This window comes from Collinsella sp. An2 (assembly GCF_002160065.1).
Taxonomy (GTDB): Bacteria; Actinomycetota; Coriobacteriia; order Coriobacteriales; family Coriobacteriaceae; genus Limicola.
On the sequence record NZ_NFJW01000001.1, the window covers coordinates 127,800 to 148,552 of the forward strand.

Here is a 20,753-nt window from a genome sequence, read left to right on the forward strand (position 1 = left end):
ACGGAAGTTGCGTGCGCCGTTTTGAAGTTGATAGAGCTTTGGGGCCATTTTCAGGCCTTCAAAGGGTCAAAAATGGACGAATCCCTCTATCAACTTTCATTTGCCGTACGCAACTGCGATTCAACGTACGTAACTACAATTCGGCGCACGTAACTGATCGGTGCTCGCTCGGCCGATTGACACGGGCATAGTCGATGAACGTCCATATAGTCTGCCGCTGCGTTCCTAACCGACCTACGTTTGCTCAGCCGACCGATATCCACCCAGCCGACCCACCTTCGCTCAGCCGACCGATATTCACCCAGCCGACCTACGTTCACCCCGCCGGTTGACGTTCAGAATCCCGCGGGGAACATAACATGCTTGTTGCGACGCCCTCCCTGCCTCGGCGGGGAGGGCGCGCTGCGTATAATGGTGGACATTCTGATCAGACGGCAGGGGGAGTGACGGTACGAGCCCCTGCCTTGTAGCATGCAGGTCCGCCGCGCCCATGCGCTGCGGGCGAAAGGAGCGCCCATGGCACTCACCGAAACAGATGTGCGCGGTATTGCCGACTATGCGCGCATAGCCCTGGAAGGGGATGAGCTCGCCCAGATGACGTCGTATATGAACGACGCCGTGGACATGCTTGAGCCCATCCTTGCGTATAACCTTCCCGACGTGGACCCAACGTTTCATCCCATTGGCGGGCTGTCGAACGTGATGCGCGAGGACGTGTGCGATTCCGAGCGCGGTCTGTCCATCGACGCCGCCCTGGACAACGCGGGAAGCTCGCGCGATCGCTATTTCCGCGTCCCGTCGATCTTGGGAGAGGGGGATGAGGCGTAATGGCCAACATCGATACGCTTTCCGCCCGCCAGATCGCGAGCGCCGTCGCAAGCGGCGAGCTCTCTGCCCTCGAGGTTGCCCAGGCGGCGCTCGACGCCGTCGAGGCTCGCGAGGGCGAGGTCCAGGCGTTCCTGCAGGTGACGCCCGAGCTCGCGTTGGCGGCTGCCGACCGCGTAGACGCTGCGCGCGCCGCCGGGGAGGCCCTGCCGCCGCTCGCCGGCGTGCCGGTTGCCGTGAAGGACAACATGAACCTTGTGGGAACGCGCACCACCTGCGCATCCCGCATGCTCGAGTCCTATGAGTCTCCCTACACCGCAACCTGCGTGCAGCGCATGCTTGACGCCGGATGCGTTCCGGTGGGCAAGACCAACATGGACGAGTTCGCGTTCGGTTCATCGACCGACACCTCGGCATTCCATCCCACGAACAACCCGTGGAACACATCGTGCGTTCCCGGCGGTTCGTCGGGCGGCTCGGCTGCTGCAGTCGCAGCGGGCGAGGTGCCGCTTGCACTGGGTTCCGACACCGGTGGCTCTATCCGTCAGCCGGCGGCACTCTGCGGCGTGGTGGGCATGAAGCCGACCTATGGCGCCGTGTCGCGCTACGGCGTGGTGGCATTCGGCAGCTCGCTCGACCAGGTCGGCCCGTTTGGGCGTACGGTCGAGGACGTGGCGCTTGCCATGGACGCGCTCGTCACAGGTGGGCATGACCGCTGCGATTCGACTTCGCAGGAGGTCGCTCCCGTCTTCGCGCAGCATCTGGATGCAAGCATCGAGGGTCGTCGCGTGGGCATCATCCCCTCGTTTATGGAGGCTGAGGGCCTGTCTCCCGAGGTCCGCAGCGCCGTCGAGTCTGCAGCGAAGGCGCTCGAGGCCGCAGGTGCAGAGCTCGTCGAGGTCGATCTTCCTCACCTGGATGCGGCCATCGCCGCTTACTACGTCATCGGCCCTGCCGAGGCGTTCTCCAACCTTGCTCGCTTCGACGGCGTGCGTTACGGATACCAGGAGCCCAACTGCCGCAACCTTGCCGACCAAAGCTCGCTGTCGCGCGCGCATGGCTTTGGAGCCGAGGCGAAGCGCCGCCAGATGCTCGGCGCCTACCTGCTTTCAAGCGGCATCTACGACAAGTATTACTACGCGGCTCAGAAGGCACGCACCCTCATCACGGCCGATTACGCCGCCGCCTACGAGAAGGTCGATGTGATCATCATGCCGGCAAGTCCTCAGGTGGCTTTCGAGCATGGCGCCATTTCCGACCCTACGCAGATGTACCTTTCCGACATGTACACCATCTCGATCAACATCGCTGGCAACGGCGGCATGACGGTCCCGGTGGGGCTGGGGACGGACTCGGGCATGCCGGTGGCCGCCCAGCTGGTGGCGCCTGCGTTTAAAGACGAGCGCCTCATCACGTTCGGCGCCGCGCTCGAGCGCGCCTTTGCGTCCGACGGCGCGCCGATCATGGGCGTCGCCCCTGCATTTTCCGGGAAAGGGGGTGAGCTCGCATGAAAGAGCTCACAGAGGTCTTGCGCGATTGGGAGGCTGTAATCGGCCTCGAGATCCACACCGAGCTCACCACGCTCGATACCAAGATGTTCTGCGGCTGCAAGCTCAGCCATGACGACGAGCCCAACACGAATGTCTGCCCTGTGTGCCTGGGTCTTCCTGGCGCGCTGCCGGTACCCAACAAACGCGCCATCGAGTACATCGTGAAAGCGGGTCTTTCTACCAACTGCGAGATCCAGAAGCATTCGATGTTCTACCGTAAGCACTACTTCTATCCCGACATGGCTAAGAACTTCCAGACCACGCAGGGTCCGGTGGCATTTGCCATGCATGGGCGGCTTGACCTTGAGGTCACGGGCCGCGGTGCAGCCGAGCGACCGGAGTGTGCCTTTGGAGCTGCCGAGGCCGAAAGTCTCGCCAGTGCGAGCGCCGGTGCCGTGGGTCTATCCACCGAGATGGCGCGAAACCTCCCGGAGCACATGGCTCATGGTGGCACCGGGAAGGACGTGGCTCAAAACGGCTCCGACCCGGAGAGCGCCAAGACGTCGGCGCTGGCGGGGCTTTCGGGCTACGACACGCACGGCCTCGCTGTTCCCGAGCGCCACGACGACGGCTCATACACGGTGCCCATTCGCATCCTGCGCATCCACATGGAAGAGGACGCGGCCAAGATGGTGCACGTGGGCGGCGAAGAAGGCCGTATTGGCGGCGCTGCGGAATCGCTCATCGACTACAACCGCTGCGGCACCCCGCTTATCGAGCTCGTTACCGAGCCCGACCTGCGCACGCCCGAGGAGGCGCGCCTCTTCATGGAGAAGCTGCGCCGCATCTTCGTGACGCTCGGCATCTCCGACTGCTCCATGGAGAAGGGCTCGATGCGCTGCGACGGCAACGTAAGCCTGCGCCGCCGCGGTGAGACGCGCCTGGGCACCAAGACGGAGCTCAAGAACCTCAACTCCTTCAAGGCGCTGCACGACGGCCTCGCCTACGAGATCTGCCGTCAGGCAGAGGTGCTCGAGGAGGGCGGCATCATCTATCAGGAGACCCGCCACTGGGAGCCCAGCCGCAAGCGCACCGTGGTCATGCGTACCAAGGAGACGGCGGACGATTATCGCTTCTTCCCCGATCCCGACTTGGCTCCGTTTGACCTTACGGACGAGTTTATCGAGCACTGCCGCTCCGAGATTCCCGAGCTTCCCGACGCCAAGCGCGACCGCTATGAGCGTGACTTTGGCATCAAGCGTGCCGATGCCGAGCAGATTGCCGGCGATCCGGCGACGGCGGCCTTCTTCGAGAAAGCGGCTGCGGGCCTGTCTGGCAAGGAGGCCCAGACGGTAGCAAACCTGGTGGTAAACGAGCTGCCTGCCTACCTTAAGTCTGTCGCGGCGACGCTTGAGGACAGCGGGCTGACGCCCGAGCAGGTGACGACGCTGGCAAAGCTTTTGGCGAGCGACGCCATCAGCTCCAACCAGGGCCACGAGGTGTTTGTTGCCATGGCAGAGACGGGCGAAGACCCCGAGAAGATCGTCGACGAGCGCGGTATGCGTCAGGTGAGCGATACCGGCGCGCTGCAGCCCATCGTCGACGAGGTGCTTGCCGCCTGCGCCGACCAGGCTCAGCAGTATCGCGACGGCAACCAGAAGGTGCTTGGCTTTTTGGTGGGTCAGTGCATGAAGGCGAGTCGCGGCAAGGGCAACCCGAAGCTCTTTAACGAGCTGCTTCGTCAAGCGCTGTCATAGGCGATTCGTATAGTCGAGTAAGCAGGACCCGGGGCGCACGCGCGCTCCGGGCTCGCTTTGTCTTAAGAGGCGCCCATCTCTTAAAGGGTGCTCGCCCTCCTTCGGGGCTCGCGTCCATGTTCGAGTTGTGCGCGCACTTTCAAAGTTGATAGAGGATTTCGGCCAGAATCACTCTCAAAAGTGAGGGGTTTTGGACGAATCGCGCACGCAATTCCAGTCGGGCGTACGCAACTTTCGCCAGGTGCACGTAACCCGAAAACAGGGCACGTGTTCCGCACGCGGAAGGCAAACGACCCGTGCGGGGCTGTGATACAACGCGTTCAAGTTTCGTAACGTCCCTTGAGGCGGCGCTACCTTTGAGGGCCGGCAGCGACCCTCTCTAACGACGACTTCCTGTCGTTAGGGCGATTGAGCGGATTCTAACGACGGGAAAAACAGTTTTCCCGTCGTTAGAATGATATACTCCATGTTCAATTCACTGGTTGAAAAGGGGAGAGAGGATGCAGATTCAGGGGACACGTCAGGGAGTGCTCGTGGGCAATCTCAGCGGGAAGATGGCGTACAGGTCGTTTAAGCCGGCACGACTCGACTCCATCATGCCCCTTGCCCTTTCGAACGACTGTCAGCTTCTACTGTCCGCCTGCTCGCGCAAGTTCGGCGAGATATCGGGCATGGCCCGCTTCGTGCCTCATGCCGATATGTACCTGGCGATGTACGTTCGAAAGGAAGCGCTCCTATCGGCACAGATTGAGGGCACTCAGTGCACTTTTGACGACATCTTGGATCCAAACAACCAAGAGGCGGTCCATAAGGATATTTCCGAGGTGGTGAGCTATGTCGATGCGCTCGATTATGCGGTGAAGCGGCTGAACGATCTACCGCTGTGCACGCGCCTTCTTCGCGAAACGCATGCCCGGCTGCTGCGCGGTACGCGAGGCGAAGACAAGACCCCTGGAGAACTCCGCGTAACTCAAAACTGGATCGGCCCGCGAGGATGCACGCTCAACGAGGCGCCGTATGTTCCGCCCAATGTGGCCGACATGCAGGAGGCGCTGGCTGATCTCGATAAGTTCATCAACAACGGGGTGGGTCTCGACCCGATTGTCAAAGTGGCGCTTATTCACTATCAGTTCGAGACAATTCATCCATTCCTCGACGGAAACGGTAGGCTGGGGCGTCTGCTAATCACGCTGTCGCTTATCAACGACGGGGTGCTTTCAAGCGCGGTGTTCTATCCCTCGTATCAGCTGAAGATGCGTCGGAGCGAGTACTACCAAAAGCTCTCGGCAGTGCGAGAGCGAGGGGATTACGAGGGTTGGATTGAGTTTTTCTGCGAGTGTCTGCTGGTGAGTGCGGAGGATGCCATCGATTCGATGGATATGCTGGTCGAGGTTCATCAATCCGCAGAGCGTGCCCTGAGGGAACATATGGGCAAGAACCTCCAGAACGGCTACCGCATGCTTGAGCTCATCGAGGAGCATCCCATTGTGGATGTCGGTTTTGCCGTTCAGAGGCTGGGGTTGTCCCGCACCACGGTCGCGTCGCTCATAAAGGAGTTCTGCTCGCTGGGGATTCTGTCGCAGCGGGATGACGGTCGTCAGCGTTACCGGACGTATCTGTTCAATCCGTATCTTGATGTCTTGAGGGCTGGTAGTGATCCTCTCTAATAACGACTTCCCGTCGTTAGAGCGATTAAGCGGATTTTAACGACGGAAAAAACAGTTTTTCCGTCGTTAAAAGGTAATGGGGTCTTCAATAGGCGCAATATGGGCGTCGTCGGCTGTGTTCCATTGCCCTTCTCTGTGCGCGGTCGAGCGACTCGGCGTGCGCAAGGTCGTTCACTCGGAAGCTGGTTGCCTTCTCACTTTGTGTGCCGTTACTTCCGATTCCTTCCCTCGAATTGCGCGTCCCAAATCCGAATTACGTACCTCATGTCCGAGTGCGTGCCCTGTTCTCGAGTTACGTGCGCGCTTTCAAAGTTGATAGAGGATTTCGGCCAGAATCACTCTCAAAAGTGAGGGGTTTTGGACGAATCGCGCACGCAATTCCCGTCGGGCGTACGCAACTTTCACCAGGCGCACGTAATCCGGGAACGGCGCACGTGTTCCGCATGCGGAAGGCAAGCAGCCCCGTCTAGGGGAGGGGCCGCAGTGTGTCAGGTACGTTGCAAGCGGGTTTCTCTCGAGTAAGCACTCTACGACGGTAAAGTTAATTAACCTAGGTGAGAAGTATGGAAAAGTCCCTCGCTCCTCGGATGCTAACAGGCCGTAGCGACGCATTCGCGAGGCATCAGCCTGTGCGGCGAACGTTATACAGTCGACGCGCAGACATACCTAGCCTATCTTCGCGGATGCGTCCCACGGTCCGAAGCATCACGACGGAATTGGGGGATGATATGTCCGCATTGTCAGAGATGTCGGTTTCGCGCCGCCGGTTTGTGGAGGCGATGGGCGCGGCAACCATGGCCACGGCTTTCGGCATGGTGGGCTGCACAAGTCAGCGTGCAAGCGAGGCCGGTTCGAGCACTGGTGCTACCGCTACGGGCTCTACCGATACCATCACGTTCTCGCAGGGCGCCGAGCCCCGCGGCCTTGACCCGGCATATGTTGACGACGGCGAGTCCGCAAAGATCATGTGCAACATCTACGAGACGCTCCTGCGCTATGCAGACGATTCGTGCGACCTGCTTCCGGGCCTGGCGAGCGACTACACCGTCTCCGACGACGGCCTTACCTATGTATTCACCCTGGAAGAGGGCGTGACCTTCCAGGACGGTACCGACTTCAATGCCGACGCCGTGGTGACCAACATCGAGCGCCAGCTCGAGCCCAACTGCACCGAGGACATGCCGTACGCGTCGTTCGTTTACGGCTCCGAAGCCGACGGCAACGGCGTCGAGTCCGTCGAGGCCACGGGCGACTACGAGGTCACCATCACCATGCGCTCCGCGTCCACGCCGTTCCTCAAGAACCTTGCCATGGCACTCGCCTCGCCTATCGTGAGCCCCAAGGCGATCGAGGACAACAACGGCAACGTGAACGAGCATCCGGTGGGAACGGGCCCCTACGAGTTCGTTTCGTGGTCGCGCAACCAGAACGTCGTGCTCAAGGCCTACGACAAGTACTGGAACTCCGAGCGTGCCGCCAAGACCCCGAACATCATCTTTGTTTGCGGGCATCCTGCACGTGTTGCCGTCTACAGGGCGCATCGATCCCATGTTGCAGCCGGTAGGGGGCACGGGCCTGTACCTTATCGACACGCTTTTCTCGGGTGACTTTGAAGCCTTTATCGACGCGGTTCGACACATCATCTTGCCGGCGCTTGCGCTCTCCATGTATTCGATGGCGGTCATCACGCGCATGACGCGCTCGAGCATGATCGACACCCTCAACGAGGACTACGTGCGCACCGCCCGCGCCAAGGGCCTGACCAAGCGTCGCGTGGGTGTCCACCACGCGCTGCGCTGCGCCATGCTGCCTGTGACGACGGTCATTGGATTGCAACTGGGCAGCCTGCTTTCGGGCGCCATGCTCACCGAGACCGTCTTTGCATGGCCAGGCATCGGCAGCTACGTCATCGACTCCATCATGCGGTCGGACTTCCCGGTGGTGCAGGGAGCCGTGCTGCTCATAGGCGCCATCTTTGTCGTCATCAATCTCATCGTGGATATCATCTACGCCTACCTTGATCCGCGTATTTCCTATTCCAAGGAAGAGAGGTGATCGCATGGCGGTCTCAACGTCCACAGCGACGGTGCGCGGCGGCGCGCCGCAGCCCGCGCCTGAGCGCGACGACGCGCGCACGGCACAGAAGCAGGACTCGCTCTGGCGCGATATGTGGTATTCGCTGTCGCAGAACAAGGCCGCTATGGTGAGCCTTGTGGTCATCGCGCTGCTTGCCGTCGTGGCCATCATCACCGCGGTCGCTCCCGGCGTCCTGCCATACGACCCCTACCAGCAGAACATGGCGGAGTCCTTCCAGCCTCCCAGCGCCGCCCACTGGTTTGGCACCGACCAGCAGGGCCGTGACATCTTCTGCCGCATCCTTGTGGGCACGCAGATCACGCTCACGGTGGGCATTCTCGCCGTGGCCATCTCGCTGTCCATCGGCGTGACGCTCGGCGCCATCGCCGGCTATAAGGGCGGCAAGGTCGATCTCATCATCATGCGCATCATGGACATCATGCTGTCGGTGCCGTCCATCCTGCTCGCCATCGCCTTTATGGCGGCGCTCGGCCAGGGCATCGACAAGGCCGTGGTGGCTATCGGCCTGGTGCCCATTCCCGAGTATGCGCGCATCGTGCGCAGCCAGATTCTTTCGGTCAAAGAGAACGACTATGTGGCGGCGGCGCGCGTGATCGGCGATTCCGACGCCGCCATCATCTTCCGGCACATCCTGCCCAACGTGCTGCCCTCGATCATCGTACGCGCGACGCTGGGCATCTCGTCGGCCATTCTGGATACCGCGGCCCTGGGCTTCCTTGGCCTGGGCGTTCAGCCGCCGGCGGCCGAGTGGGGCGATATGCTCGGGCGCGGACGCAACTTCATCTTCTCGGCCCCCTACACGATGATCTTCCCTGGTCTGGCGATCACCATCACCGTGCTCGCCTTCAATCTGCTGGGCGACGGCCTGCGCGACGCGGTCGACCCCAAGGCAAGGAGGCGGTGAGCGCATGGCATTGCTTGAAGTGAAAGACTTGGTTACCGAGTTCCCCACGCGCAAAGGTATCGTGCGCGCCGTCGACGGCGTGACGTTCTCGATCGAACAGGGCGAGATCTTGGCCGTGGTGGGCGAGTCGGGCTCGGGTAAGAGCGTGACCTCGCTTTCCATCATGGGGCTTCTGCAGGAGCCGGGCCACGTGACGGGCGGTTCCATCGTCTTCGATGGCAAAGACCTGCTGGCGGCGAGCGAGCGCGAGATGGAGTCGATTCGCGGCGACCAGATCTCGATGATCTTCCAGGAGCCCATGACGAGCTTGAACCCCGTGTATCGTGTGGGCGACCAGATCGTCGAGGCTATCCAGACGCATACAAGCATGAACAAGAAGGACGCGTGGGCGCGTGCGGTCGAAATGCTTCGCGTGGTGGGCATCCCGAGCCCCGAGGAGCGGGCGCACGACTTCCCGCACCAGATGTCGGGCGGCATGCGCCAGCGCGTGATGATCGCCATGGCGCTCGCCTGTGACCCCAAGCTGCTCATTGCCGACGAGCCCGCCACGGCGCTCGACGTGACCATCCAGGCGCAGGTGTTCAACCTGCTCGACGACCTGAAGGACCAGCTTGGCCTCACCTACCTGTTCATCGCGCACGGCCTGAACGTGGTGAAGCATATCTCGGACCGCGTGGGCGTTATGTACCTGGGTCGTTTGATGGAGATCGCATCCAAAAACGCGCTCTACCACGAGCCGCTCTGCCCGTATACGCAGGCGCTGCTCTCGGCCATTCCCAGTCCCGATCCGCATCTGCAGCGGCGGCGTATCATCCTGGAGGGCGACGTGCCGAGTCCCATCGACCCGCCTGCGGGGTGCCGTTTTGCAGGGCGCTGCTTTGCCAAGGTCGGGGCGTGTGACGTGGGGGCGCCCGAGCTTGCCGAGGTGCTGCCCGATCACTGGTGCGCATGCCATCGGTATGCAAATATCTCGGGCGATGAGGCGCGGAAGGTCGCGCGCGAGATCCAGTACGACGCCGCTCGCCCATCCTACGGGTGCGGCTCAAGCGAAACCAACGCCGACCCGGTCGTGGTGCCCGACTCGGCGGCATAACAGAAACGAGTGCCTGCCGCCGGCTACGTGCGTTGCCGGCGGTGCGGCGCCTGATTCGATTCTTTCCTGGTCCGGGGCGCGTCTTCGTCATGCCATTCTCGCGCGCCCTTGGACATTTTCCCTATGGCTGCCCCGCCGTCCGCGTTCCCGCGCTCGGCGGGGCCGCGTGTGCTACGGTCCCCATGGGGTCGTACGTGGTACGCTACCGTTGAGTGTTTTGAGTACCGCCCGCATCCGGGGAGGCGGTTTGCATGACGTTTAGTCCGTTTCGAGACGAGCACGGCGTTCCCAAAGAGCTCGCCGATGTGACCTATGACGACCTGGCGCAGCTTGTCAGCATGGACGAGGGCTACGTGCTTGAGTTCAAGCGGTCCCTGACGGCGGGCGTAAAGAACAAGATTCCTAAGATCATCGCGTCGTTTGCCAACTCGCGCGGCGGATGGCTGGTGATCGGCATCGCCGATGACGACCACGCCATATGTCCTGTGTCGCGCATCCCTGCCGACTACAGCCAGATGATCGGCGAGCTTTGTCGGCGCCACGTTTCGCCCGCGCCTCCGTTTGACGTGCGCTTTATTACCGATCCGGCAGCTCCCGACCAGGGCGTGATCGTGGTGCGTGTGGATGAGGGGCGCTTCCCGCCGTATGTTGCCGACGGGGTGGTTGAGATTCGCGAAGGGTCGACGTCTGGCCCCGCGACGGGCTCGGCACTTGTGGAGCTGTACGACAAGGCCACGCGTCGGGCGGTGCAGATCACCGACTTCTGCCGGAGGACCGTCTACGTGGCCGACCCCGTTCCGCTGTTCGACCTGTATCTGTTCCGGACGGGCTCGGTGAGGGCGACGTCATCGCGCGACGAGATCAACGCACGTGCGGATGTCATGAGCCGCGCGTTTGAGGCGCAGGGCTTTGCCTGCCATATACAGCACGCGCATGACTCGCTGATCTTCCGTGCGTCGGTGGCCTTCGACGGCGTGGTCCCGCATTCCGCCATCGAGCTGTTTCCCGACGAGTCCATGAAGCTTACGGTTCCCGCGGTGTTGCTGGCGGGGGAGGAGCGCGCGCAGGCGCTTGCGGCCCTGGGCGAAGCATGCGGGCTTGTGGCGATCGAGGGCACGAGCGTGATCTCGGCCGCGGACACGCTGCGGCGCGTGACCCGCATGGCGTCGGTGCTCGACCGGTACGTGCGCAATCGGGAAACGCGTTGGCGTGCCTATGCCACGGCGTATGAGCTGGAGAACATGGCAGGTGTGCTGCTGTGGTCCGATGAGCCGCTGTATCTGGATTACGTGCGCAGCCATGGGCCGCTCTTCTGCGGGACGACGGACTGTCGGAGCCGCGTGCGCTATCTGGACGATGGAGAGCACGACTCGTTTCGTGCGCGGCAGTTTGCGGGCAGCCATTTCTTTGAGGCCTGCGGCTTGCCGCTGGGCTCTCCCGACGAGGACGACAACCGCCTTGTCGATGCGCTGCTGCGGACATCGCCGGGTGCGCGGCGCTAAGTGGTGCGGCGGGGCGTGGGACTGTGCTCGGTGCTGCGTCGAGGGCGCTGCCTCGCCGGCGGTGCGTCGAGGGCGCTGCCTCGCCGGCGGTGCGTCGCCAGCGCCGTGCCTCACCGTCGTGCCGTGCCGCCGCGTGTCGCGTATGTCGCCATATGGCGGTGATGAGGCGTCGCCGGCATAGGATGCGTCCAGCGTGGTAGAATACCGTTCCCTGGCAGATTGGTTGCCAGGTTGTACCTTGACAGGTCGAGTTGGGAGGCGCCGACACGGCGTTCGTCCCACCAGACCGTCCTTTGGGGCCGACTGGTTTCGACACGATAGCTCTGAGAGAGGAAGCAGGCCGTGGTCTCCTCGCCACGTTAAACAGGGGTACTGTCAAAATGAATTGACAAGAATTCTTCTTACGAGCCTCAGCTGGCTCTTGCCGCTTAATTTATAGCAGGCACGCCTAACCCGGGAATTCCCCGCCCCGGGCGCGGTGTCATGTTAGGGGAATGCTCCCGTGCACGTAATCGGTATGGCGCGGGCTAAGACCGAACCGGTTGGGACGCCGCGAGCGTGTCGCTGCGCGCAACGCGTCCGAGATAAAATCAGCGACTGAGCCTGGAGATGCCGATCAGGGGGCTTTCGTGGACCGGAGTTCGATTCTCCGCGGCTCCACCACAAGAGAATGGGGCGAACACCTCGCTGGAGGGTTCGCCCTTTTTGCTATCGAGCTTCGTGACATGTGTGAGCTACGCGCCCCGCGTCTGAGTTGCGTGCGTCGTGTCCGAGTTACGTGCCCTATGTACGAGTTGCGTGCGTCGTGTCCGATTTGCGTGCGCGCTTTAAAAGTTGATGGAGGGTTTCGGCCAAAATCCCCCAAAACGGACTGGGAATGGCCGAATCGCGCACGCAATTTTCATCGGGCGCACGTAACTTCCGTTGGGCGCACGTAACTTTAAAACGAGGTACGTAACCCGAAAGCGGGGTGCGCAACCTGCGAACAGCGCACGCAACTGTTGCACGTGTTGGGCGTGGGATGTGTTGTCGCGGGCCCGGCGAATGAACCGTTGTAAGAAGTGGTAGATAAGGTTGCAAGGAGATGACCGGGGAGCCGCGCACGGCGGCGGGCGCCCCGCGGAGTTTGGAGTTACGAAGCGAGAGGTGCGACATGGAGAACAGCGTTCAGACGCAGGTGGACAATCACGACAAGGTCGCCCTGATCCTCGAGGGCGGAAGCTTCCGCTGCCAGTTTTCCGCGGGCGTCACCGATGTCATGCTGGAGCACGGGCTGAACTTCGATGCGTGCTATGGCGTCTCGGCCGGCGCCCTCACCGGGTTGAGCTTCAAGTCTCGCCAGATTGGCCGTGTGAACCGCGTGAACCTTACGTTTTGCGGTGACAGCCGCTATATGGGCGCCGAGGCGGTGGCCACGAGCGGCAGCCTCGTAGGCTACGACTTCATGCTCAACGACGTTCAAGATCGTCTCGACCCCTTTGACAACGATACGTTTACGGCAAATCCGCTCAGGCTCTTTGCCACGGCGACGGACATCGTGTTCGGAACACCGGATTACCTTGAAGTCAAAAACGCCACGCTGGATATCGATGCCGTGCGCGCCTCGACGTCCATGCCGCTTGTGACCCCGCCGGTCGAGATCGACGGCCACTTTTACCTGGACGGTGGCGTCGCGGATTCTGTTCCGGTGGAGCACGTGCTTGAGGACGAGGGCTACGGGCGCGCGATCGTGGTGCTCACCCAGGACCGCTCCTATCAAAAGGGCCCCTATGAGCTCATGGGCGCCGCCCGCGCACGCTACGCGAAGTACCCTTATCTGCTCGATGCCCTTGAGTCGCGCCACGAGCGCTACAACGAGCAGCGTGAACATATCTGGGAGTACGAGCGCGCGGGTCGCATCATGGTGATCGCGCCGCCTCGTCCCGTCGAGGTCGGTCACATGGAGCGCGACCGCGAGAAGCTTCTGGCGCTCTACATCCAGGGCAGGCAGGAGATGGTCCGCGCTCTCGACGGCGTCCGTGCATTTGCTGCGAAGGCTTAATCGCTGCACAGCTGTGCACCACCTGGCAAGTCAGCGCGGTCGCCGCAAGCATAAGTGTTGAAGACTCTGCGAAGAACCTCGACGGTACCTGCGAAAGGTAGTTGACGCGCGCATTCGGCGCGGTATACTCATCAGGTTACTTTTCAGAGCCCCGTGAATCTCTGTCAAGACACGTATTATTGGAGGAGTCCGAAGTGATTCAGAAGTCGACTCACTATGCCAAGCAGGGTGAGGTTGCCCGCAACTGGGTCCTCATCGATGCCGAGGGTGCTGTCCTGGGTCGTCTTGCCACTCAGATCGCTATGATCCTGCGCGGCAAGAACAAGCCCCAGTTCACGCCTAACTCCGACTGCGGCGACTTCGTGGTGGTCATCAACGCCGATAAGGTCCAGCTTACCGGTAACAAGGCCGCTCACAAGACCTACTATCGCCACACTGGCTACAACGGCGGCCTCAAGGCTGAGAGCTTCCGTACCGCCATGGAGAAGCATCCCGAGACGGTCATCGAGCGCGCCGTGCGCGGCATGCTGCCCAAGACCACCCTTGGTCGCAAGCAGCTCACCAAGCTCAAGGTCTATGCTGGCCCCGAGCATCCGCACGCTGCTCAGAACCCCGTCAAGATCGAGCTGGAGGCATAAGCTATGGCTGAGAACACCGTTGTCTACCAGGGCACCGGCCGTCGCAAGAACGCCGTGGCCCGTGTCCGTCTCGTTCCCGGTACCGGCAAGGTGACCGTCAACAAGCGCGATGCAGCCGAGTACTTCGGCCGTCAGCAGCTGCTCGATGGTGCCCTTGCTCCCTTCAAGGTGACCGATACCATGGGTTCCTTCGATGTCATCGCTCTCTGCGATGGCGGCGGCATCTCCGGCCAGGCTGGCGCTCTGCGCCTGGGCATCGCTCGCGCGCTGCTCAACGCCGGTGACTACCGTGCCGACCTCAAGAAGGCCGGATTCCTTACGCGCGATGCGCGCGTCGTCGAGCGCAAGAAGTACGGTCTCAAGAAGGCCCGTCGCGCTCCGCAGTTCTCCAAGCGTTAATCGTATCTTTACCTTGGATGTTCAAGGGCCTGTCGACCTGGTCGGCAGGCCCTTTTCGCATATGGCGATGTCCCGGCGCGCGTATGCGAGGCGGCCTTGGGCCCTTTGACCCCACTGGCTCGGAAGGCTGCAAAGGTGCTCGTTGATTTAACGGCACCCTCCATATCAAAACGGGTTGAGTTGAGGTACGATAGAGAGGGCCGCGCTATGCGGCTTGTATTCTCTTGCACGGGTGATCTAGGGGAGTCATGTTCCAACGAGCTTTGAAGTCTTTTGGGTTACACAGGAGAAGAAACGTTTTGCTTTCCCCCTTAGCGGGCAAGGTGATCCCGCTCTCCGAGGTAGATGATCCCACGTTTGCGTCCGGTTCACTGGGCGAGGGCGTGGCCATCATTCCTACGGGCAGCAAGGTCGTCGCACCGTCCGATGCTAAGGTCAAGGCGATTTTTCCCACCGGCCATGCCGTCGCGCTCCACACCAACGAGGGGCTCGATGTCCTGATTCACGTGGGTCTCGACACCTATAAGCTCGAGGGCCGCCATTTTAAGGTTCATGCGTCCGTGGGCGACGAGGTCAAGAAGGGCGACGTGCTCATCGAGTTCGACCGTGAGGCCATCAGCTCGGAGGGTTACGACGTGACCGCTCCCATCCTCATCTGCAATGCCGTCGAGTTTTCAAGCATCAAGGGCAACGTGGGAGACACGGTGTCGGAGCTGGAGAAACTCATCACCGCTCGCGAGCGGTGAGGTTTGATCGGGGCGGCTGTCGTCGGGGCGGCCGCCGCAATGAGCATCCATAGAAAGGGGTCCACATGCTCAAGATCGTACGTGCCCGGGATTACCAGGACATGAGCCGCAAGGCGGCGAACATCATCTCCGCGCAGATTATTCTGAAGCCTGATTGTGTTCTTGGCCTTGCCACCGGTACCACGCCCATCGGCACCTACAAGCAGCTTATTGAGTGGTACGAGAAGGGTGACCTCGATTTCGCCAAGGTAAGCACCTACAACCTGGACGAGTATCGCGGCCTTTCGCACGACGATCCCCAGAGCTACCACTACTTCATGCGTGAGAACCTCTTCAACCATGTCAACATCGACCTGGCCAACACGCATGTGCCCGACGGCTCCAATCCCGATGCCGAAGCTGCCTGCTCTGAGTACGACAAGATTGTCGCTGCCGCTGGGTATCCCGATCTTCAGCTGCTGGGCATCGGCAACAACGGCCACATTGGCTTCAACGAGCCCGACGACCACTTCTCGAAGGGTACGCATTGCGTTGACCTGACGGAGTCCACCATCAAGGCGAACAGCCGTCTGTTCGAGCACGAGGAAGATGTGCCGCGCCAGGCGTACACCATGGGTACGCAGACCATCATGTATGCTCGCATGATCCTTGTGGTCGCCAACGGCGAGGCCAAAGCGCAGGCTGTACACGACATGTGCTTCGGTCCGGTTACGCCGTCGTGCCCCGCTTCCATCCTGCAGCTGCATCCCAACGTCGTGGTGGTTGCCGACGAGGCTGCGCTCTCACTCTGCGAGTAGCTCGCTCATCGCAACAACATGTGCGGCGGTATTCCCGTCGTCCACTCGAGCCCCGGTGAAGTCCACCGGGGCTTTTTAATGGGCATTTTAGAGTGGGGCGCATTACGAGTACCCCTCATGTTCGAGTTGCGTGCGCGCTTCCAAAGTTGATAGAGGGTTTCGGCCAGAATTACCTTTAAAACGGGCTGGAGATGGCCGAATTGCGCTCGCGATTTCCATCGGGCGCTCGTAACTTCCATCGGGCGCACGCAACTCGAGGACGGGGCACGCGACTCGCATGGAGTGCCCCGGAGGCGCCGCCGAGGCCCTTCCGGAGCGTCCCGCTGCGGCCCGGCTCCGTCCCTCCCGGCGCGACGTCTCGCACGGTTCCCGGCATGCATAATATCGCGCCCGACTTGCATAGGATTTGGGGCGGCCGTGTTGCCCGTTCAGCTTGCCGGCAACGAGAGAATCGGCGTGAAGAAGGCCGCGTAGCTAAGAAGTGCGCCCGTGGTGTCGGTCGGGGCATGGCTGAACGCGAGCTCGAGCACGGGTAGCAGCGCCGTTGCCATGCACACGACCCAGCGCCCGATGCAGCAGATCGCCGGCCAGTTGCCATTTTAGACACGCTCGGGGGCGCCGGGGTTCATGTGGAAGGCCCTGCGCTACGAAAGAGAGACGATCGTCGAGCGTCATGGCGGGACAATCGGGGCATCGAGCGAAGACGAGAGAGCCGTCTTCACGGTCCGTCTTCCCTGCGAGGCGCCGCGCGATTCCGTGCGTTAACGATTCCTTAAACAAGCGTTTCAACCATCTTCAGCTACCCCGTCTCGGGCGTTAAGGACGTGGCCCCCCTTGCCTCGTAGGCTTGTGTGCAGGCTAGAGGCGAGGAGGTTCCCATCATGAAGCGCAAATGCATCGCCGTGCTGTTCGGCGGCAGGTCGAGTGAATATGACGTCTCGCTCGAGACCGCCGCGGCGGTTCTGGCGAACATAGACCGCACGGCATTCGAGGTTGTGCCAGTGTGGATCGAACGCGAGAGCGGCGCCTGGAACATCGTGCCCGACGGCGTACCGGCCGAGGAGACTGCTCGGTGGCTGGAGGCGGCCCCTCGCACCCGCGCGGTCCTCTCCCCGGACCGTTTCACGCGCGGACTCGTGCTGCTCGCGGGGAGGAGCCCGCTTCGGGCCGTGCGGCTCGACGCGGCGCTGCCGCTCCTGCACGGCAAAAACGGCGAGGACGGCACGGTGCAGGGCGCCTTCGAGCTCGCCGGCATCCCGGTGGTAGGCTGCGGGTCGGAGTGCTCGGCCATCTGCATGGACAAGCGGCTTGCACATCTTGTCGCCGAGGCGGCCGGGGTGCCCGCCCCGCGCTCGTTCCTGGTGCACAAGCGGGACTTCGAGCGTACGGGTGCGCCGGACGGAGCCTCCTCGGTCGGGTTCCCCTGCCTCGTGAAGCCGGTTCGGTCCGGGTCGTCGATCGGCATCTCGCTTGTCGAGAGCGCGTCCGGGCTCGACGCGGCGTTGACGCTCGCCTTTGAGCGTGACGACGAGGCGCTCGTCGAGGAGCGCATCGAAGGGTTCGAGGTGGGCGTCGCCGTCCTCGAGCGGCGGGGCGAGCTCGTGTGCGGCGAGCCGGACGAGATCGAGATTTCCGGGGGATTCTTCGACTTCCACGAGAAGTACTCGCTCGAGACGTCGAGCATACACGTTCCGGCGCGCATCCCCGCACCGGAGCGGGCCGGGGTCCAGGCGCTCGCCCGGCGCGTGTTCCGCGGCCTCGGCTGCCGCGGGTTCGCGCGGGTCGATTTCTTCCGCGCCGCGGACGGACGCCTCCTCTTCAACGAGGTGAACACGGTTCCCGGGTTCACGGCGCACAGCAGGTTCCCGATGATGATGGCGGCGGCCGGGTGGTCGTTCGAGCGCGCCGTGAACGAGATCCTCTCCGAGGGAGTGGCCCGATGAACGGGCGGAACGCGTCAGTCGGGCGCTCCTTGATTCTGGTCAACGCCGCGCATCCGGTGCCGACGAGCGCGCTCCCCGAGCGCCTTGAGCGTGTGCGGGGCGTGAGCGGCGACATCCTGCTGGAGCGCGACGCCGCCCGCGCGCTGCGCGGGCTGGTCTCGGCCGTCGACGGGGACGGTTCCGTCCTGGCGGTCAGCGGGTTCAGGGGCCGCGAGGAGCAGGCAGCCATCTGGGACGAGGCCGTCGCCGAGAGCGGCGCCTCCTTCGCGCGGTCGTACGTCGCGCGGCCGGGATGCAGCGAGCACGAGACGGGGCTCGCGGTCGACGTGACGCTCGCGACGGAGCCGTATGACTTCATCCGGCCGAGCTTCCCGGACGAGGGCGTCGGACGCGAGTTCAGGAGGCGCGCCGCCCAATTCGGCTTCATCGAGCGCTACCGCGCGGGGGAGGAACCCGTGACGGGCATCGCCGCCGAGCCCTGGCACTTTCGCTACGTCGGGGTGCACGCGTCGGTGATCGAGCAGCTCGACCTCCCTCTCGAGGCGTACGTGGCGCGCCTCAGGAGGGGGACCTCGGTGGGGCGACCGCTGCGTGCGCGCGGGCTGCTCATATGGTGGCAGCCGGAGGGCGAGCCGATTCCGCGGACGCCCTTTCCGCTGATCGGGGCGTCTGTCACCAACGAGGGCGGCATCGTCGTGGTCGGGCGCGGCGGCCATGGGGCGTGACGCAGGGCGCGACGTGTGGGTGGACCGGTTCCGCCCCGTCGCCGCCTCCATGGTCGTCGCCATCCACACCGCCCCTCTCTCGGGAATCTCGCCGGCGCTGGACGAAGCGGCGACCTACGGGGCCTTTCGCGTTGCCGTGCCGTTCTTCCTCATGGTCGCGGGGCGCTACGTCCTGGCCCCTTTCCTGAGGCACCTTCCCGGATCGCGAGAGCGGGTGCGCCGCTACGCGCGGCGCGCGGTCGCGACCTACCTTCTGGCGACGGCAGCCTACCTCCCGCTCATGGCGTACGCGGGCAACCTTCCCGCAAGCGTCCCGGCGTTCCTGCGCTGGCTCCTCGTCGACGGCACCGCCTATCACCTATGGTATTTCCCGGCGCTCGTCCTCGGGCTGGCGGTCTGCTGCGCGCTATCCCGCCTTGGCCTGCGGGCGGCGCTCGCGGCGGCTGCAGCGCTCTATCTCGTGGGCACCGGAGGTGACAGCTACTTCGGCGCCGTCGCGGCGGCTGGCCCTCTTGAACCTCTATACGGCGCCCTGTTCTCCTGCGTGGGGTACGCGCGCAACGGGCTGTTCTACGTCCCACTGTTCCTGATGCTCGGGGCTGCGAGCCGGTCTGCCGAGGAGGGGGTTCGCGCCTGTGACGGCGCGTTGCTCGCCGCGTCGCTGCTCGCCGTCGCGACGGAGGCGTGCCTCACATCCGCGCTCGGGTGGCAGCGACATGACAGCATGTATCTCTCCCTCCCGCTCGCGTCGTGGACTCTGTTCCGCATCCTGCTGTCCGCCCGCCCGCGGGCCCGGTGCCCTCTCGATGCGGCGGCGCCGGCATCAGAGGCCGTCTACCTCGCCCATCCCTATGCCATCGTGGCGGTTCGCGGCGCGGCGCGCCTCGTCCCGGTCCTCGCGTCTCCTGCGCCGCTTTTCTCCGCAGCGCTCGTGCTCTCGTTCACAGCCGCCATGGGAGCATCGCGTGCCGCGCCCGCCGTCGGTTCCGCCGCCGCGAAGGCTCTGAAAGCGGCCAGAGGCATTGTCCGCTGAGTACGAAAGGGGTCTCCATGGTCACTGTCGCCATTCTCTTCGGTGGCATCTCCACCGAGCACGATATATCGCTGAGGTCCGCCGACAACGTGATTTCCCAGCTTCCACGCGACCGGTTCCGTCCGGTGCTCATCGGCATCACGCGCTCAGGCGCGTGGTTCCATTACACGGGCGATGCGGCGGACGTGGTCACCGGTGTCTGGGAGCGGCACGACTGCGCCCCGGTGGCGCTCGTGCCCGGCCGCGGCCCCGAGGCGCGCGGCGGCTTGATGGAGCGCGCCGGGGACGGCTGGCGCCGCCTCGACGTCGACGTCGCGCTGCCGGTGCTCCACGGCCGAGGCGGCGAGGACGGCACGGTGCAGGGGGCGCTCGAAGCCTGCGGAATCCCGTACGTGGGGTGCGGCGTGCTGGCGTCGGCGGTCTGCATGGACAAGGACGTCTCGCACCGCCTGGCCTCCGCCGCGGGCGTGCGCTCCCCGCGCTGCGCCGTGCTCTATCGCGGCGCCCCGGACGCGGCGCGCCGCGAGGCGGTGGCGCGCTGCGGCGGGTTTCCCGTGTTCGTGAAGCCTGCGCGCGGTGGCTCGTCCATCGGCGTCTCGAGGGCGGTGGACGAGGCCTCGTATGAGGAGGCGCTCGGGGCCGCCTTCGCCCTCGACGAGAAGGTCGCCGTCGAGGAGGCCGTCGCGGGCATCGAGGTGGGGTGCGCGGTCGTGGGCGACGCGGCCCGCGGCGTCCGGATGGGCGCGATCGACGAGATCGTCGTTCCGGACAATGGCTTCTTCCGCATCCACCTGGAGAAGAACCCGGACGCCAACACCGAGCTTCGCTGCCCGGCGGACCTGCCGGACGATGTGCTCGAGCGCGTGCGCGCGGCGGGGCGCACGGTGTACGAGGCGCTCGGATGCTCGGGCTTCGCGCGCGTCGACCTCTTCGTGACGCCCGAGGGCGAGGTCGTGTTCAACGAGGTCAACTCGACGCCGGGCCTCACGCGCTATTCCCGCTTTCCCCGGATGATGCGCGCCGCCGGCCATGAGCTGGGCGACGTGCTGGCAGAGATGGTCACAGCAAAGATTGACCGCCGACCGCGGTGAAGGAG

At 63.5% G+C, this 20,753-nt stretch carries 19 protein-coding genes and 1 other RNA gene; 19 read left to right on the forward strand and 1 reads right to left on the reverse strand.

Annotation, left to right across the window (positions count from 1 at the left end; genetic code table 11):
• Positions 1 to 516 precede the first annotated feature (516 nt).
• The 15 genes from gatC (at position 517) to nagB (ending at position 15,956) form a co-directional block, all read left to right on the forward strand.
• Complete coding sequence (gatC, locus tag B5F33_RS00560; RefSeq protein ID WP_087409849.1) at positions 517 to 828, forward strand: Asp-tRNA(Asn)/Glu-tRNA(Gln) amidotransferase subunit GatC; 312 nt, start codon at positions 517 to 519, stop codon at positions 826 to 828.
• Positions 828 to 2,336, forward strand: a complete 1,509-nt coding sequence (gatA, locus tag B5F33_RS00565) for an Asp-tRNA(Asn)/Glu-tRNA(Gln) amidotransferase subunit GatA (RefSeq protein WP_087409850.1) — start codon at positions 828 to 830, stop codon at positions 2,334 to 2,336. The genes gatC and gatA overlap by 1 nt, the downstream gene beginning before the upstream one ends.
• Positions 2,333 to 4,072: an Asp-tRNA(Asn)/Glu-tRNA(Gln) amidotransferase subunit GatB gene (gene gatB, locus B5F33_RS00570; RefSeq protein ID WP_087409851.1), complete on the forward strand. Its 1,740-nt coding sequence runs from the start codon at positions 2,333 to 2,335 to the stop codon at positions 4,070 to 4,072. Before gatA ends, gatB begins: the two co-directional genes overlap by 4 nt.
• 500 nt (positions 4,073 to 4,572) lie before the next feature.
• Complete coding sequence (locus tag B5F33_RS00575) at positions 4,573 to 5,739, forward strand: Fic family protein (RefSeq protein WP_087409852.1); 1,167 nt, start codon at positions 4,573 to 4,575, stop codon at positions 5,737 to 5,739.
• Between the two features lie 728 nt (positions 5,740 to 6,467).
• Positions 6,468 to 7,346: an ABC transporter substrate-binding protein gene (locus B5F33_RS00580; RefSeq protein ID WP_087409853.1), complete on the forward strand. Its 879-nt coding sequence runs from the start codon at positions 6,468 to 6,470 to the stop codon at positions 7,344 to 7,346.
• Positions 7,288 to 7,794, forward strand: a complete 507-nt coding sequence (locus B5F33_RS00585; RefSeq protein WP_239284635.1) for an ABC transporter permease — start codon at positions 7,288 to 7,290, stop codon at positions 7,792 to 7,794. Before B5F33_RS00580 ends, B5F33_RS00585 begins: the two co-directional genes overlap by 59 nt.
• Positions 7,795 to 7,798: 4 nt before the next feature.
• Entirely contained in the window at positions 7,799 to 8,740 is a 942-nt protein-coding gene (nikC, locus tag B5F33_RS00590) for a nickel transporter permease (protein ID WP_087409854.1), read from the forward strand.
• A gap of 4 nt (positions 8,741 to 8,744) precedes the next feature.
• A complete protein-coding gene (locus tag B5F33_RS00595; protein ID WP_087409855.1) occupies positions 8,745 to 9,833 on the forward strand; it encodes an ABC transporter ATP-binding protein in 1,089 nt (362 codons plus the stop codon).
• 251 nt (positions 9,834 to 10,084) lie between these two features.
• Complete coding sequence (locus B5F33_RS00600) at positions 10,085 to 11,335, forward strand: ATP-binding protein (protein WP_087409856.1); 1,251 nt, start codon at positions 10,085 to 10,087, stop codon at positions 11,333 to 11,335.
• A gap of 295 nt (positions 11,336 to 11,630) precedes the next feature.
• Positions 11,631 to 11,998, forward strand: a transfer-messenger RNA (tmRNA) gene (ssrA, locus tag B5F33_RS00605).
• Positions 11,999 to 12,488: 490 nt separating this feature from the next.
• The gene (locus B5F33_RS00610) at positions 12,489 to 13,376 is read left to right on the forward strand and encodes a patatin family protein (protein WP_087409857.1); all 888 of its coding nucleotides are present in this window, start codon (positions 12,489 to 12,491) and stop codon (positions 13,374 to 13,376) included.
• A 194-nt stretch (positions 13,377 to 13,570) separates the two neighbouring features.
• Positions 13,571 to 14,014 (forward strand): 50S ribosomal protein L13, encoded by a 444-nt coding sequence (rplM, locus tag B5F33_RS00615; protein WP_087409858.1) that lies wholly within the window; start codon positions 13,571 to 13,573, stop codon positions 14,012 to 14,014.
• Positions 14,015 to 14,017: 3 nt separating this feature from the next.
• The gene (gene rpsI, locus B5F33_RS00620; protein ID WP_087409859.1) at positions 14,018 to 14,413 is read left to right on the forward strand and encodes a 30S ribosomal protein S9; all 396 of its coding nucleotides are present in this window, start codon (positions 14,018 to 14,020) and stop codon (positions 14,411 to 14,413) included.
• Between the two features lie 299 nt (positions 14,414 to 14,712).
• On the forward strand, positions 14,713 to 15,159 hold the full coding sequence (locus tag B5F33_RS00625; RefSeq protein WP_343215916.1) for a PTS glucose transporter subunit IIA: 447 nt from the start codon (positions 14,713 to 14,715) through the stop codon (positions 15,157 to 15,159).
• A gap of 65 nt (positions 15,160 to 15,224) precedes the next feature.
• Positions 15,225 to 15,956, forward strand: a complete 732-nt coding sequence (gene nagB / locus B5F33_RS00630; RefSeq protein ID WP_087409861.1) for a glucosamine-6-phosphate deaminase — start codon at positions 15,225 to 15,227, stop codon at positions 15,954 to 15,956.
• A 428-nt stretch (positions 15,957 to 16,384) separates the two neighbouring features.
• Here the strand turns inward: nagB and B5F33_RS11055 are convergent, their stop codons facing one another.
• The gene (locus B5F33_RS11055; RefSeq protein WP_255376231.1) at positions 16,385 to 16,507 is read right to left on the reverse strand and encodes a hypothetical protein; all 123 of its coding nucleotides are present in this window, start codon (positions 16,505 to 16,507) and stop codon (positions 16,385 to 16,387) included.
• A 330-nt stretch (positions 16,508 to 16,837) separates the two neighbouring features.
• Between B5F33_RS11055 and B5F33_RS00635 the strand changes: the two genes are divergently transcribed.
• The 4 genes from B5F33_RS00635 to B5F33_RS00650 are packed head-to-tail and all read left to right on the forward strand — an operon-like array spanning position 16,838 to position 20,748.
• On the forward strand, positions 16,838 to 17,899 hold the full coding sequence (locus B5F33_RS00635) for a D-alanine--D-alanine ligase family protein (RefSeq protein ID WP_087409862.1): 1,062 nt from the start codon (positions 16,838 to 16,840) through the stop codon (positions 17,897 to 17,899).
• Positions 17,896 to 18,624 carry a D-alanyl-D-alanine carboxypeptidase family protein gene (locus B5F33_RS00640; protein WP_087409863.1) on the forward strand — a complete coding sequence of 243 codons (729 nt, stop codon included), beginning with the start codon at positions 17,896 to 17,898 and terminating at the stop codon, positions 18,622 to 18,624. Before B5F33_RS00635 ends, B5F33_RS00640 begins: the two co-directional genes overlap by 4 nt.
• Entirely contained in the window at positions 18,614 to 19,657 is a 1,044-nt protein-coding gene (locus tag B5F33_RS00645; RefSeq protein WP_087409864.1) for an acyltransferase family protein, read from the forward strand. Before B5F33_RS00640 ends, B5F33_RS00645 begins: the two co-directional genes overlap by 11 nt.
• A gap of 17 nt (positions 19,658 to 19,674) precedes the next feature.
• On the forward strand, positions 19,675 to 20,748 hold the full coding sequence (locus tag B5F33_RS00650) for a D-alanine--D-alanine ligase family protein (protein ID WP_087409865.1): 1,074 nt from the start codon (positions 19,675 to 19,677) through the stop codon (positions 20,746 to 20,748).
• The last annotated feature ends 5 nt before the right edge of the window (positions 20,749 to 20,753 follow it).